11 protein-coding genes and 1 pseudogene are annotated in these 12,638 nt (G+C 64.8%); 5 read left to right on the top strand and 7 right to left on the bottom strand.

What is annotated here, in order from left to right; all coding sequences use genetic code 11:
* Positions 1–99 precede the first annotated feature (99 nt).
* Positions 100–342 (top strand): hypothetical protein, encoded by a 243-nt coding sequence (locus FOB72_RS08930; RefSeq protein WP_150372192.1) that lies wholly within the window; start codon positions 100–102, stop codon positions 340–342.
* Between the two features lie 11 nt (positions 343–353).
* Here FOB72_RS08930 and FOB72_RS08925 read toward each other — a convergent pair whose 3' ends face one another.
* The 3 genes from FOB72_RS08925 to FOB72_RS08915 all read right to left on the bottom strand — a co-directional run bounded on the left by FOB72_RS08925 (position 354) and on the right by FOB72_RS08915 (position 3,644).
* The gene (locus FOB72_RS08925; RefSeq protein ID WP_150372191.1) at positions 354–896 is read right to left on the bottom strand and encodes a cytochrome b; all 543 of its coding nucleotides are present in this window, start codon (positions 894–896) and stop codon (positions 354–356) included.
* A complete protein-coding gene (locus FOB72_RS08920) occupies positions 893–2,005 on the bottom strand; it encodes a catalase family peroxidase (protein WP_150372190.1) in 1,113 nt (370 codons plus the stop codon). Before FOB72_RS08920 ends, FOB72_RS08925 begins: the two co-directional genes overlap by 4 nt.
* Before the next feature lie 142 nt (positions 2,006–2,147).
* Positions 2,148–3,644, bottom strand: a complete 1,497-nt coding sequence (locus FOB72_RS08915) for a M81 family metallopeptidase (protein ID WP_150372189.1) — start codon at positions 3,642–3,644, stop codon at positions 2,148–2,150.
* Between the two features lie 84 nt (positions 3,645–3,728).
* On the opposite strand from FOB72_RS08915, the gene FOB72_RS08910 reads away from it, so the two are divergent.
* Both FOB72_RS08910 and FOB72_RS08905 read left to right on the top strand, forming a co-directional pair.
* Positions 3,729–4,718 carry a LysR family transcriptional regulator gene (locus tag FOB72_RS08910; RefSeq protein WP_191002117.1) on the top strand — a complete coding sequence of 330 codons (990 nt, stop codon included), beginning with the start codon at positions 3,729–3,731 and terminating at the stop codon, positions 4,716–4,718.
* A gap of 3 nt (positions 4,719–4,721) precedes the next feature.
* On the top strand, positions 4,722–5,837 hold the full coding sequence (locus FOB72_RS08905; RefSeq protein ID WP_150372187.1) for a tripartite tricarboxylate transporter substrate-binding protein: 1,116 nt from the start codon (positions 4,722–4,724) through the stop codon (positions 5,835–5,837).
* Between the two features lie 60 nt (positions 5,838–5,897).
* Here FOB72_RS08905 and FOB72_RS08900 read toward each other — a convergent pair whose 3' ends face one another.
* Positions 5,898–6,839 carry a LysR family transcriptional regulator gene (locus FOB72_RS08900; RefSeq protein WP_223851279.1) on the bottom strand — a complete coding sequence of 314 codons (942 nt, stop codon included), beginning with the start codon at positions 6,837–6,839 and terminating at the stop codon, positions 5,898–5,900.
* Positions 6,840–6,949: 110 nt separating this feature from the next.
* Between FOB72_RS08900 and FOB72_RS08895 the strand changes: the two genes are divergently transcribed.
* Positions 6,950–8,410, top strand: a complete 1,461-nt coding sequence (locus FOB72_RS08895) for an amidase (protein WP_150372186.1) — start codon at positions 6,950–6,952, stop codon at positions 8,408–8,410.
* Here the strand turns inward: FOB72_RS08895 and FOB72_RS08890 are convergent.
* Positions 8,393–10,039: a methyl-accepting chemotaxis protein gene (locus tag FOB72_RS08890; RefSeq protein ID WP_317889523.1), complete on the bottom strand. Its 1,647-nt coding sequence runs from the start codon at positions 10,037–10,039 to the stop codon at positions 8,393–8,395. The genes FOB72_RS08895 and FOB72_RS08890 overlap by 18 nt on opposite strands.
* Positions 10,040–10,142: 103 nt before the next feature.
* Positions 10,143–10,427, bottom strand: a pseudogene (locus FOB72_RS08885) (class II aldolase/adducin family protein); the annotation flags it as partial.
* Here FOB72_RS08885 and FOB72_RS32480 point away from each other — a divergent pair.
* Positions 10,395–10,646 carry a hypothetical protein gene (locus tag FOB72_RS32480; protein WP_223851542.1) on the top strand — a complete coding sequence of 84 codons (252 nt, stop codon included), beginning with the start codon at positions 10,395–10,397 and terminating at the stop codon, positions 10,644–10,646. The pseudogene FOB72_RS08885 and the gene FOB72_RS32480 overlap by 33 nt on opposite strands.
* Positions 10,647–10,712: 66 nt before the next feature.
* Here FOB72_RS32480 and FOB72_RS08880 read toward each other — a convergent pair whose 3' ends face one another.
* Entirely contained in the window at positions 10,713–12,173 is a 1,461-nt protein-coding gene (locus FOB72_RS08880) for a benzaldehyde dehydrogenase (RefSeq protein ID WP_150373821.1), read from the bottom strand.
* Between the last annotated feature and the right edge of the window lie 465 nt (positions 12,174–12,638).

Below are 12,638 nucleotides of genomic sequence, written 5' to 3'. Positions count from 1 at the left end.
TAGTAAGACTATCAGCCCGCAGGCCCAATATGGGCGTATGCTCGATAGCGACAGCGGGTCGTCGCAGGTATTGCTTCGCCACAGCGAGAGGGAGACATCATGTCAAGACAGATCAAGAACAAGGCCGAACTGCGCGCCATGCTGCGTGCCGAACAGGCCAGGCATCCGGAATGCGAAGGGTCGTGCTTCGGCGATGTCTGCTGGCACGCGGCCGATGACGAAGGCTGCAACTGGAAGCTGTCGACGATGGAAGGTGGCAACTGCGCCGCCTGCCTGGCGGCGATCCAGCCGTACGTGACGCAGCTGCGCGCGGCTTACAACGTGCCGGAAGAGGGGAAGTAAGCTCCGGGACGCTACCGCGCCTTGCCCGTCGTCATCGACGCCAGCACGCCATCACGGCGAATCAGTCCGTGAAACAGCGCCGCGGCGAAGTGCAACAGCAGGGCGAGGAACAACGCGAACGCGCCTGTCGTGTGCAGTTGCCGCAGGGACGCGTAAAGCTGCGGATCGTGCGGCAGGATCGGCGGCAGTTCGGTCGTGCCCCACAGCACGATCGGGAATGCGCCCGCCGACTGCATGCCCCAGCCCACCAGCGGCATGGCGATCATCAGCGCATACAGCAGCAGATGCGACGCATGCGCGGCGATGCGCTGCGGTGCCGGGAGGGAGGCGGGCAGCGGCGGCGGCCGGTGCGTCAGCCGGTTGACCAGGCGCAGCACGGCAAGCAGCAGGATCGCGATGCCGATGGGGCGGTGCAACGTCAGCAACGTGGTGTAACGGCCGGATACCGTCGAGACCATGCCGATACCGATAAACAGCATGGCCACGATCAGCACGGCCATGACCCAGTGCAGCAGACGCGAGAGGAAGGAAAAGCCCTGGACACGGTCGCTCATGATTTGCCTCCGGCTTTCACGTCGGATTCGGTGATGGCGCTGGGCGGCTTGGCCCCGCGCTCGTGCTCGCGCAACTGGAAGGATCGCGCATAGGCGGCCGAACGCGCGCTCGGGATGCCATCGGCCGATACGCGAATGCCGGCCGGCAGCACGGTGGGGTCGAACGTGATATCGGTGCAGCTCCCGCCGGCACTGTCCTCGCTCGCGAGCGTATCGAGCGTGACGGTGCCGATATCGACCTGCTTTCGACCTTCGGGCCAGGGCAGATCCGGGCGCACCGGATCGTCGGGATTGCCGATCGTCACGATGACCTTCCATTTGAGCGGCCTGGCCGCGTCCGCGATCAGCGCATCGAGCAGATAGTTCTTGTCCGCCTGCTGCGGGCCGACCGGAGCAAACGCCTGCTCGGGGACGAACGACCAGCGCACCGGTGCCGAGGCACCGTCGCGGTTCACGAACAGGAACGTGTTCAGGCCGTTGTAGGTGGTGTTGGCAAAGCCGGACGATTGCCGGCGCTTGCCGACGATGCCCATCGCCGTGAGCACCTCGGGATGGGCGGCCGCGAAGGCCTTCATCTTCTCGGGATCGGGCTTGCCGGTCCTGGGGTCCGGCACGCGCGTCATCATCTGCGCGTAGAACGTGTCGGCATCGGCGACCGGGAAGACCGGAATATCGATCATGGCCATGCGCCATTCCTCGCCACCCGGGGGCTTGATCTGCAGCGCCAGGCTGCGGACCAGCGCCGGGCCATCGGACACGTACGGCATGCCACCGGCAAAGGCGAAGCGGCCTGTCACGGGGTAGTGACCGGGTTTCAGCAGATCGGCCCGGCTGAACGGCGCGCCATCGCCGGAGGCGTCGAACCAGCCCGTGGCACAGACGCCCTTGGCGTGGTTGCGGCGAAAGCCGATATGTCGGCCGCTGGTGGCCTCGAAGCCATCGACCACGCGATGGGGCGAGAGCCGCTCCGGTGTCAGCCATCCGCCCGTGTAGGCAAACGCGCCGGCGAGGCACAGCGTTGCAAGTCCGATCGCGCCGAGGCGTATCGCCAGCGCGGCAGGGCCGAGTCTGGGGGGAAGCCCCGGAGGGTTCCGCTTGTCCTGATCCATGGTCACTCAAGCCTGATTCGATCCGGGCAAGCGTACGCGCTTGTGTGTCGCCAAGTCCTCGCCAAACCTTAAACTTTCTGTGATAACTGCACCGCACCCAACGGATCCGCGGCGATGCGCGCCGTGGCAATGCGTTTCTTGTTCAGGGTCGCAGACGCGTTGACGGGGAGATCTTTTTCCACGGGAGCTCGGCGGGGTCGACAAGCAGCTGTCCGCGCGCCAACGCGAACAGGATGTCCCGCTCCGGGTTCTCCACCAGGCGATCGAAATCCGCGCGGAAGTGGTGGGAGCTCTTGACCACGATGATCTTCATCGCTTCCGGTTCGATATCGACCATCCGGAAAAGCTCGCGGTCCTGAGCGCCAATCCTGCCGCTCGCCACCACGATCAGGATGCCCTCCAGTTCGAGGCACGCAGTCTTGCCCAGCTGGGTCTGGAATCCCGTCATCTTCGGACCCTTGAAGGTCGTGATGCCGTCGGACAACGCGCGGACCAGAAAGCGACCCTGCACGGGCGGCTCGCTCGGTCCCGCCGGGGTACACACCGATTCGCCGATTGCCATGTCGAGGTACTCGCCGACACCGGCGCGATGCGCCGCGTCCGCGGCAACCGGGTCGTAGAGCACCCCGAGTGCCACGCGCCGCGGCAACGCGGTCCCCGCGCCTGCCTTGACGAGCGCATGCAATACGCCCGTTGTCGAGCCCGTTCCGCCGATGCCCGGGTTGTCCTGGGTGTCCGCAACCATGACGGTGCCTTTGGTCACGGCGGCGCGTGCCAGCGCGGCCTTCACGGCGTCGTCCGCGGTCTGCGCGGTGAGCTGCCACTGGGTCGGCTCCGAGATATGCGCGAAGAGTCTGGCGGCGGCGGCCTCGGCACGGTCTCCGTGAGACCAGATGACCGGCGCGCACTCGTCGAAGTCGGATGCCGGAAAGCCCATGCAAAAGCTCGATACGGTGCCAAATTCGCGATCGACTTCGGCGACAAGCTCGTAGCAGCCCTTCGCTGGCTGGGAAGATGTGCCCTGCGAATTGATGGAGATGAGATAGGGAAGCCGATGCGAGCTTGTTTTCTCCGCGCCGCCGTTCGCAACCAGTCGCTCGAGCAGCTCCGCTGCGCGCTCCCCGGTTTTGACGTAGTCGATGTGAGGATAAGTGCGGAACGCGACCATGGCGTCCGCCATATCGAGCATGGTGCGGGTGACGTTCGCGTGAAGGTCGAGGCTGACGACGATGGGCATATCCTTGCCCACGATTGCACGGATGACCGACAACAACTCGCCTTCCGCATCGTCGTGGGATTGCGTCAGCGCCGCGCCATGCAACTCGAGATAGATCGCATCGAAGTCGAGCCGTCGCACATCCGCGGCGATGGTCGTGCAGATGCGCGCGAACGCTTCGTCGGTGACATACGAGGAAGGAACGGCGCCGCACCAGAGACTGGGGACCAGTGTCCAGCCACGTTGCCGCGCTTGCCTCGCAAAGCCCGTGGCGGAGACCTCGACGCTGGCGATCATGTCGAGCGTGGCCTGACCATGGGTCGGTTTCGGAAACGTCTCGCCGCGCTCGAATGCGGCCCAGTCGGCCAGATTCTCGGCGAAGGTATTCGTTTCGTGCTTGAAGCCTGCGACGAGTACGCGCATGTTGAGCTCGATAAGGGTTTCGTTGACAGGATTCTTGTCGTGAATACACTGATGCACAATCGCTTCTTAGTACGGTGGCCCGTAATGAAACTATTGTCCCCCGGTGATCCGCCCGCGTTGTCTGCCTCCGAACTTGCCTGGTTGCGCTGCTTCGACGCCGCGGCCCGGTGCGCGAGTTTCACCAAGGCAGCCAGCGAGCTTCACATCTCGCAAAGTGCCGTAGGCCAGCAAGTGAAGAAGCTCGAAGAGCGGCTGGGGCATCCACTGGTCTTGCGTACGCAGGCAGGTCTCAGGCTGACGCGGGAGGGTGAGCAGCTGTTCGCGGCGACGCGCGAATCGTTCCGGGGGCTGGAGTCGGCAGTCCATCGATTGCATGTTGCCCGCATCGGGGAGCCGGTCAACGTCAGTTGCTCTCCGTCGTTCGCGATGTTCTGGCTGACGCTACGGCTCGACAACTTCTACCGGGCATATCCCCATCTGACGCTTCGGGTCGTGGGAGACTCACAGCACCCGGAAGGCGTGCGAATCTCTCAGGAGAGTCTTGCGGCCGCCATTCGCTTCGAGCTGCCCCGCAACCAGGCAACCGACGACGACGTTCTGTTCGATGAATGGCTCGTGCCCGTGGCCACGCCTGCGTTCATGCAGGCGCATCCGGAGGTGCAATCTGTCGGCGATCTCCGTGGCGAGCATCTGCTGCACGCCGCGGATCCTTCGGAGGGTACCGAGCCCGCACAGGAGTGGGCGACATGGCTATCCGCGATCGGTCACGACATGCCGGCGGCCAACTTGCGCCGCGGCACCCAGTTCAATCATTCGCTGCTCGCGATGCAGGCGGCGCTTGGAGGGCAGGGTGTGGCCATGGGCAGGGTCGCCCTGGTCCTCAGATATCTCCTGCAAGGCAGGCTCGTCACGCCGTTCCGGCAACGTGTCCGGCTCGATGCCAGCTATCGGATGATTATCAATGCGCAGCATCCGGAGGCGTCGACGATCCGCAGCTGGCTGCGCGGCGAGGCCGATGTGTTTGTCGCGCAGCGCGACTCGCTCTTCGACAGCGAGCATGTGGAGACGGTCTAGCGGTTGGCTGCGCTGCCGGCCGCGCGGGAGCGAATAAAGTTTTACTTCGGTGCCTGCAACTACAGCGATGTTGTTTCCTGCCCCTGCCGCACTGCAATATGGTGGTGCGCCGGGGAGCGCGCGGCGGGTGACAACACTAGGAGTTGCATGATGATCTTTTCACTTCCATTGCGGGCTTGTCTTGCGGGGCTGGCGCTTGCGTTGACCTGTGCGGGCGCGCACGCGGCCGAGGATGGCCGTCCGATTCGACTGATCGTTCCCACGCCTCCCGGGTCCGCGTCCGACGCGCTCGCGCGTGCGTTGGCGACGCCGTGGGGAAGCGCGAGCGGGCATCCGATCGTGGTGGAGAACTATGCCGGCGCGGGGACCACGATCGGCACGCGCCAGATCGCGCGCGCGGCAAAGGATGGATTGACACTCGGGGTCATGAGCTCCAACCACACGATCAATCCGTGGCTCTACAAGCATTTGCCCTATGACCCGATTGCCGACTTCACGCCGATTGCCATGATCGGCACGGTGCCGTCGATGTTGGTTGCCAACAACCGCGTGACGGCAAACTCGGCAACGGAACTGGTGGCGCTCGCCAGGTCATCGAGGCAATCGCTCGTGGAAGGTGTGGTCGCGGGAACCAGTTATCACCTGGCGAGCGAGGTGTTCAAGGAGCAAGCCGGGATCACGACGAGTCCGATTCCTTACAAGGGCTCGACGCAGATCATCACGGACCTGCTGGGGGGCACGATCGATATTGCCTTTGTGGCGGCGCAGGCCGTGGCGCCATTGGTGGCGACGGGCAAGCTGAAAGCCCTGGCGATGACGGGCGCCGTGCGCAGCGACGTGGCCCCACAGGTCCCCACGCTCAGGGAAAGCGGCTTCCCGCGCTATAACGTGGATGTCTGGCTCGCCATCATGGGGCCTGGCGGGCTGAAGCCTGAAGACGTTGCGGCACGGCGCAAGGAAGTCTTGCAGGCACTGGCTCAGCCGGAAATGATCGCCACGATGCGACGCCAGGGCGTGCAGCCTCTTGCGATGGAGCAGGCCGCGATCATTCCTTTCATCAAGGAGGAATTGAAGCGCAACAAGCCGATCGTGGAAAAGCTTCAGATATCGGTGGACTGAGAGGGGATGCGTGGAGGGCGATCCACGCATCCGTCGGCGCCGATGAACTCGAGCCAGCGCTTACGCCGTACGCGTAAAACGCAGCTGCGTCTTCAGGTAGCTCAGGAACGCGCGAAGCTTTGGCGATGACACGCGCTCGCGTGGATAGAGCGCATTGAGATCTTGCTGGGGGCCGATCCATTCGGGCAGCACTTTGCGCAGGCGCCCGGCTTCGACTTCCTCCGCCATGCTGGCGTCCATCGCGAGCAGCACCCCGTTACCGGCGCGCGCGGCGTCCAGTAGCAGTATCGGGTCGCTTGCGACGATCACGGGATCCACGATGAAGTGTTTTGGCTTGCGCCCCGCCTTGCGCAATGGCCATGCGTAGCCGCTGTCGGTGCGCGCCTGATGCAGCGCGAGCGCGGGAAGCCGATGCAGATCGTCCGGACTCTCGAGCGCGCCATGCGCCTCGATGAATGCGGGGCTCGCGTAAAGGGACGTCGGGAAACTGCCGAGTCGCTGCGCGACCAGGCTCGAATCCGGCAGCGCACCCAGACGCAGCGCGACATCCACGTTCTCGCCGAACAAGTCGAGCGGCACATGCGTCGCGACAATCTCGACGCGTACATCGGGGTATCGCGTGCAGAAGCCGGAGATCAACGGCGCAACCCACGTGGCGCCAAACGAATAGGGAAGGGTCACGCGCAGCCAGCCACCGGGCGCGCCGCGAATGCGTTGGACGGCGTTCTCTGCCTCGGCAAGTTGTTGGGCGATGCCGTTGCATCGCTCGAAATACGCGGCGCCGGCCTCTGTCACGCGCAGCTTGCGCGTCGTCCGATGCAGTAGCGATGCGCCGAGATGCGTCTCGAGTGCCCGCACGCGCCTGCTTACCGTCGCCTTGGGAATCTGCAGTGCGCTCGCGGCAGCGGTGAAGCTACCCGACTGCACGACGCGGACAAAGATGAGGGTGTCGTTCAGATCTCTGATCATCGGACCGTGGTACTCGCTGGGATGATTCGGCATGCAAGGCTTCGCGGCATTGTCTCATTAATGGCGCAATCCTTGCCACGCAGGCCCACTAATCGACGCGAGCGATCTGCCCTATCGTTTCCTTCACATGACACGGAGGAAATATGAAGCTCAGCGAATACACGGCATACGATGCGATGGGGCTGGCTGCGTTGGTCGCAAACGGCGATGTCACGGCCGTCGAACTTGCCGACCTCGCGCGCGAGGCCAACGAGGCCGTCAACCCGGCGCTCAACGCCGTCATCGAATGCTGGCCCGCGGCCGAAAGCGGGAGCGCAAATCCGCGGGGCGGGCCGCTTGCCGGCGTGCCGTTCCTGATCAAGGATCTCGCGGTCAGCATGCAAGGCAAGAAGCTGGAGCTGGGAAGCCGGCTGGCGAGAGGCGTCGTCGCCGCGGAGGATTCGTGGTTGATGTCGCGCTTTCGCGCGGCGGGACTCGTCACCGTCGGACGCACGGCAACGCCCGAGATGGCGTTCAGCACGACTACCGAATCCGTGCTGCAAGGCGCGACCCGTAACCCGTGGCTGCCGGAGCTGAGTGCTGGCGGCTCGAGCGGCGGGGCGGCCGCGGCCGTCGCGGCGGGCGTTGTCCCGCTCGCCCATGCGACGGATGCCGCGGGTTCCATTCGCGTGCCGGCCGCGTCCACCGGCCTGTTCGGGCTCAAGCCGACACGTGGCCGCAGCTCGAATGGACCGTCGCTTGATGAAGTCTTCGCGGGGTTCGGTGTGCAACTGGGCGTGAGCCGCAGCGTGCGGGACAGCGCCGCGCTACTCGATGCCATCCATGGCCACGCGATCGGCGATCCCTATGTCACCGCGGCGCCGGCACGAAGCTTCCTGTCCGAAGTCAGCCGTGAGCCCGGCAAGCTGACCATCGGCCTGATGCTCGACCCGTGGAACGGCGAGCGCACCGATCCCGTGATTTCGGCCGCGACGCTATCGACCGTGCATCTTCTTGAAGACCTTGGCCATACGGTCATCGAGCTCCAGCCGACGCTCGGCCTCTCCTGGGACGCCTTCGTGCGGATGAATGCAACGATATGGACTGCCACGCTCGTCGGCTGGATCGAGGGCCTGGCGTCCGCGACCGGCCGTCCGATCGACGACACCATGCTCGAGCCCGCCACGCTGGCCTGTTTCCGCTATGGCAAGGAGGAGAAGGCGTCGGAGTTTGCCGCGGCGCTGGCGATGCGCAACGTGGTCTCGCGATCGGTCGGTGCGTGGTTTGGGGACGTCGACGTGTTGCTGACCCCCACATTGCCGCAGATGCCACTCGCGATCGGCGCCTATGGAGAGGGGGCCGGATCGATGAGCGGCCTCGACTGGACGCAGCGGGTGTTCCGGCATTCGCCGTTCACGCCACCGTTCAACGTCGCCGGCGTCCCGGCCGCGTCCGTTCCGCTCGAAACGCATCCGGCAACCGGGCTGCCGATCGGCATGCAGTTCGCAGCGGGGTTCGGGCGGGAGGACACGTTGCTCAGCCTTGCCGGGCAACTCGAACGCGCCCGGCCCTGGAAGGATCGCCGGCCACTGGTGTGGGCGGGACGATCAGCCGATGTGCGCTAGCGCGAACTGGCCTGCGGTCTTGAAGTACATGACATCGTCCTTCATGCCGACTGCCTGCTCGCGCAGCGCCTGCGCGGCCGCGGACGATTCCTCGACCAGCGCCGCGTTCTGCTGGGTCACCTGATCGATCTGGGCAATGGCAAGGCTCACCTGCTCGAGATTCTTGCTTTGCTCGTCGGAGGCCGCGGAAATCTCGCGGATGATATCCGAGACGTGCGCAATGGCCGTGCTGATCCGCTCCATCGCGGCGCTGACCCCCTGGGCCTGCTGAGCCCCCACCTGCACCTTGACGGTCGAGGTCTCGATCAGTTCCTTGATTTCCTTGGCCGCGCCCGATGCCCGTTGCGCGAGCGAGCGTACCTCGCCGGCAACGACCGCGAAACCTCGGCCTTGCTCCCCCGCACGTGCCGCTTCGACCGCGGCATTGAGCGCGAGGATATTGGTCTGGAATGCGATGCCTTCGATCATGCCGGTGATCTCGGCAATCTTCGCCGACCCGGCGCTCACCTCGCTGACGGTCTGCACCATCGCGGCCACGTCGGAGCGGCCGGACTCCGTCATCTCTCTGGCATTGCCCGCGAGGGACGTTGCCTGGCGCGCATGGTCGGCATTCTGATTCACCGTTTCCGTGAGCTGGACCATGCTGGCCGCCGTCTGCTCGATCGAGGCAGCCTGCTCCTCGGTGCGGGAAGACAGATCGAGATTGCCGGAGGCGATCTGACCGGCCGCACTGGCGACCGCCACGCTGGCGGCGCGGATATTGCCGACCGTGCCGCCGAGCTTGTCGTTCATGTCCTTCAGCGCCTGCAGCAACTCGCCGGTCTCGTCGCTGGACGTCACGACGATCTCGCTGGACAAGTCCCCGTCGGCCACGCGACGTGAGACGCCGACAGCCAGCGCCAGCGGACCGCTGATGCTGCGCGTCAGGAAGTACGCGCAGAGGATGCCCAGGACCAGCACAAGGGCTTCGAGCACGAGCAGCAGCGTGCGGCTCTGGGCGGAAACGCCATCGATCTTCCGGGCGGTATCGTCGATGGACCGGCGCTGCATCTCGACCAGTTCGCGCATGGCGCCCTGATAGGCGTTTGCCGCCGGCGTGAAGACCTTGTCCAGAAGGCGCATGGCTTCCTCGACATTACCGGCCGCCTTGGCCTTGTTGATGTCGTCGCGAGAGCTCAGGTAAGCCTTCCGCGATTCGCCGAGCTTGCTGAATAGCGCCTTTTCTTCGTCCGTGGAGAGCAGGGCCTCTACACGCTTCTGCAGTTCGCCCGAGCTCTTGGACGAAGCCGCGGCCTCTTCGGCGAAATAGGGACCCAACGCGGGATCGCTGCTCTTTGCAATGGCGCTCGTGCGCCGGATGCCCGATGCCAGGTTCGCATACCAGTCGCCGATGAGCCTTTCCTTGAGGAGCGGCACCGACATCATCTCGCGCGTCGCGGTGGCAACGTTTTCGAGTCGCCAGATGGCGATCGCGGTAATCGCAATCGAAAATACCAGAATCAATGAAAAGCCAAGCGCGAGTCGCCTGCCGATTTTCATGTTGCCGATGAACCCTGTACCTTTCCCCATACCTTCTCCCCCGTTTCCCGTTTGATATTTGTCGGCCCCTGCCGCGTGGTTCGCGAGCAAGATGCGCACTGTCGCCACCAGAACGGCAGCGCCGGCGACGTCCTCAACCCGACTTCAGTAGGGCTAAAGTTCGGCGAGAACAGCCGTGGGGCCCGATCGCGACCTACCAGATCGCGCGGAAGGTTGTCCGGAGTTCTTCGAGGCTGGCGTCGTCGAGCGGCGCGGGTCGGGTCATCAGCCAGAGTCGTGCAGTCTCCTCCAGCTCCTCGAGCACGCCGCTGGCCTGCGCCGGCGAGTCATGCCAGACGTTGGGGCCTAGCCGTTCGAGCATGACCGCGCGGATCGGCTTTCCAGCGTTGCGCCGCGCGACGATGCACCGGGCGACCCATTCGCCCACGGCCGGATCCCCCGGCCGGTGGTAGGGGACGAGCGGCACCTGACCGACCTTGCCGGCACGGATCTGATTGCCACATTGGCAGGGCGCGCCGCGGTTCGGCTGGCCGTCACCGAAGGCCTGACCGTGCACCCTTTGCCCGCCGATCTCGGGCCGGACCGGTTCAGTATCGATATGGTGTGGAGTAAACGGGCCGCGGGCGATGCGGCCATCACGTGGCTTCGCGCTCAGGTGATGGCCGTTGCGGCGGAGATGGCGGGCTCCGAATGCTGACAGACGGGCGCACTGCCGGGTCCCCGTCGCGCGGGTTCGGCACGATCGCTCGCCTGTGTCGCGCCGTCAGAACGGATAGAGGATCGGCTCGTCGCGGGCGCTGACCCACTGCGTCTGCGTGAATGCGTCGAAGTTGGCCGGTCCGCCAAACCTGCTGCTGTTGCCCGATGCCCCCATGCCGCCGAATGGCACATGGAATTCGTTGTTGACGGTCTGATCGTTGATGTGGACCATCCCCGCCCGGATGCGCGAAGCGAGCGCAAGGCCCCGGCCCAGCGACCCGGTGTGAATGGCGGCAGCCAGCCCGTAGTCGGAAGCGTTCGCCAGCGCGACGGCTTCATCTTCGTCGTCGAACACGGTGATGGGGGCGACGGGTCCAAAGACTTCTTGCGTGAACGCCGGCATATGCGGTGTCACGCCGGTCAGTACGGTCGGTTCGTAGAACAGGCGCTCATAGCGGCCGCCGGTCAGCAGCGTGGCACCGGACGCGAGGCTTTGTCTGACGATGTCATCGACGCGGTCGCGCTGCCGTTCGCTGATCAGCGGCCCGAGATGTACCGCCTGCCGATGCGGATCGCCCACCTTCAGGTTGCGCGCGCGCTCGGCCAGTTTGGCGGCATATGCGCTGGCGATCGAGCGATGCACGAGATGACGCCCGGTCTGCATGCAGATTTGCCCCTGATGCAGGAACGATCCCCATGCGCCACTGGACGCCGCGGCATCGAGGTCGGCATCGTCGAGTACGATCATCGCGTTGTTGCCGCCGAGTTCCAGCGCGACTTTCTTGAGCGTTCGTCCGCACGCTTCGCCGATGGCGCGCCCCACGGCCGTCGATCCGGTAAAGGAGATCATGTCGATCCCAGGATGACGAACCATGGCCTCGCCCGCGGCTGGGCCACCGGGAATCACATGGAACACGCCTGCCGGGAGACCGGCCTCCTCGAAAATCTCGGGCAGAAGCAGGCCGCCCGTGACGGCGCTCATCGGATCGGGCTTCAGGATGACCGTGTTGCCCATCGCCAACGCCGGCGCGACCGAGCGAATGGCGAGGAGGAGCGGAAAATTCCACGGCGCGATCACACCGACGACACCGATCGGCACGCGTCGGCTCAGATTGAGGCGGCCAGGTATCGACGACGCATACAGTGCGCCTTCCGGCTGCATCGGCATGGCCGCCGCCATCTGCAACTGCTCATACGCGGCATGAAGCTCCCACTCCGCCTTTGCCGGCGTCGAGCCACACTCCCGGATGTTCCATGCATGGATGTCGGCGGCCCGCGATTTCAACAGCCGCGCCGCCTCGCGGATGATCTCGGCACGGCGGTCGAAGCTCGTCGCGCCCCATGCCGGCTGCGCGGCGCCGGCCGATGCCGCCGCGTGGTCGATGTCCTCGATGAAACCCGTCCCGAGCGTGGCGAGCGTCTCGCCTGTCGCGGGTTCGACGACATCGGTGACATATCCCGTCCCGGCTCGCCAGCCATTCGAATAAATTCGACCTTCCCATATCGCTTTAACACTATTTTCCATGGCTTGCGCTCCGCAGGCATTGCTGAATAAAGACTTGCTGGACTGAATCGGAAATATCGTTGCGAAAACATCGGTGAAATCCGGTAGCGCGGAGACTATGCCCGCCGCCTCGGGGCCGTCAAGGCAAGGGACGCGGCATCGCGGGGCCGGAAAAAACCGGCATGACAGGGCATGCGAGGGCGGCGGGAAGACGTGCGCAAACCGCGCGCTGGCGCGCCATTGCGGGCGATTCATGGCGCCGGGAAGAAGGCACAGAGGGCGCGCCGGCGATGCCTCGATCGGTATCGATTCGCGAAGCGCCATCGGTTGATTGACCGATAAGTTCGGCGGGGTCGATGCTTATGCCGTCGTTCTTTTATGAAACACGCTTTGCCCAGCTGACGAGAAGATAGTCGTCATCGATGGATCGATGGTATCTGAATAATCGTATTGGCCGTTATGAACGATTTTATTGTTTTCGAGTTG

Source organism: Cupriavidus pauculus (genome assembly GCF_008693385.1).
GTDB classification, from domain to species: Bacteria; Pseudomonadota; Gammaproteobacteria; order Burkholderiales; family Burkholderiaceae; genus Cupriavidus; species Cupriavidus pauculus_D.
This window is presented reverse-complemented; position numbering and strand designations above follow the sequence as displayed.

Coding starts and splice junctions, on each gene's coding strand:
- FOB72_RS08930 (WP_150372192.1), top strand. CDS start 100: ATGTCAAGACAGATCAAGAACAAGGCCGAACTGCGCGCCATGCTGCGT.
- FOB72_RS08925 (WP_150372191.1), bottom strand. CDS start 896: ATGAGCGACCGTGTCCAGGGCTTTTCCTTCCTCTCGCGTCTGCTGCAC.
- FOB72_RS08920 (WP_150372190.1), bottom strand. CDS start 2,005: ATGGATCAGGACAAGCGGAACCCTCCGGGGCTTCCCCCCAGACTCGGC.
- FOB72_RS08915 (WP_150372189.1), bottom strand. CDS start 3,644: ATGCGCGTACTCGTCGCAGGCTTCAAGCACGAAACGAATACCTTCGCC.
- FOB72_RS08910 (WP_191002117.1), top strand. CDS start 3,729: ATGAAACTATTGTCCCCCGGTGATCCGCCCGCGTTGTCTGCCTCCGAA.
- FOB72_RS08900 (WP_223851279.1), bottom strand. CDS start 6,839: ATGCCGAATCATCCCAGCGAGTACCACGGTCCGATGATCAGAGATCTG.
- FOB72_RS08895 (WP_150372186.1), top strand. CDS start 6,950: ATGAAGCTCAGCGAATACACGGCATACGATGCGATGGGGCTGGCTGCG.
- FOB72_RS08880 (WP_150373821.1), bottom strand. CDS start 12,173: ATGGAAAATAGTGTTAAAGCGATATGGGAAGGTCGAATTTATTCGAAT.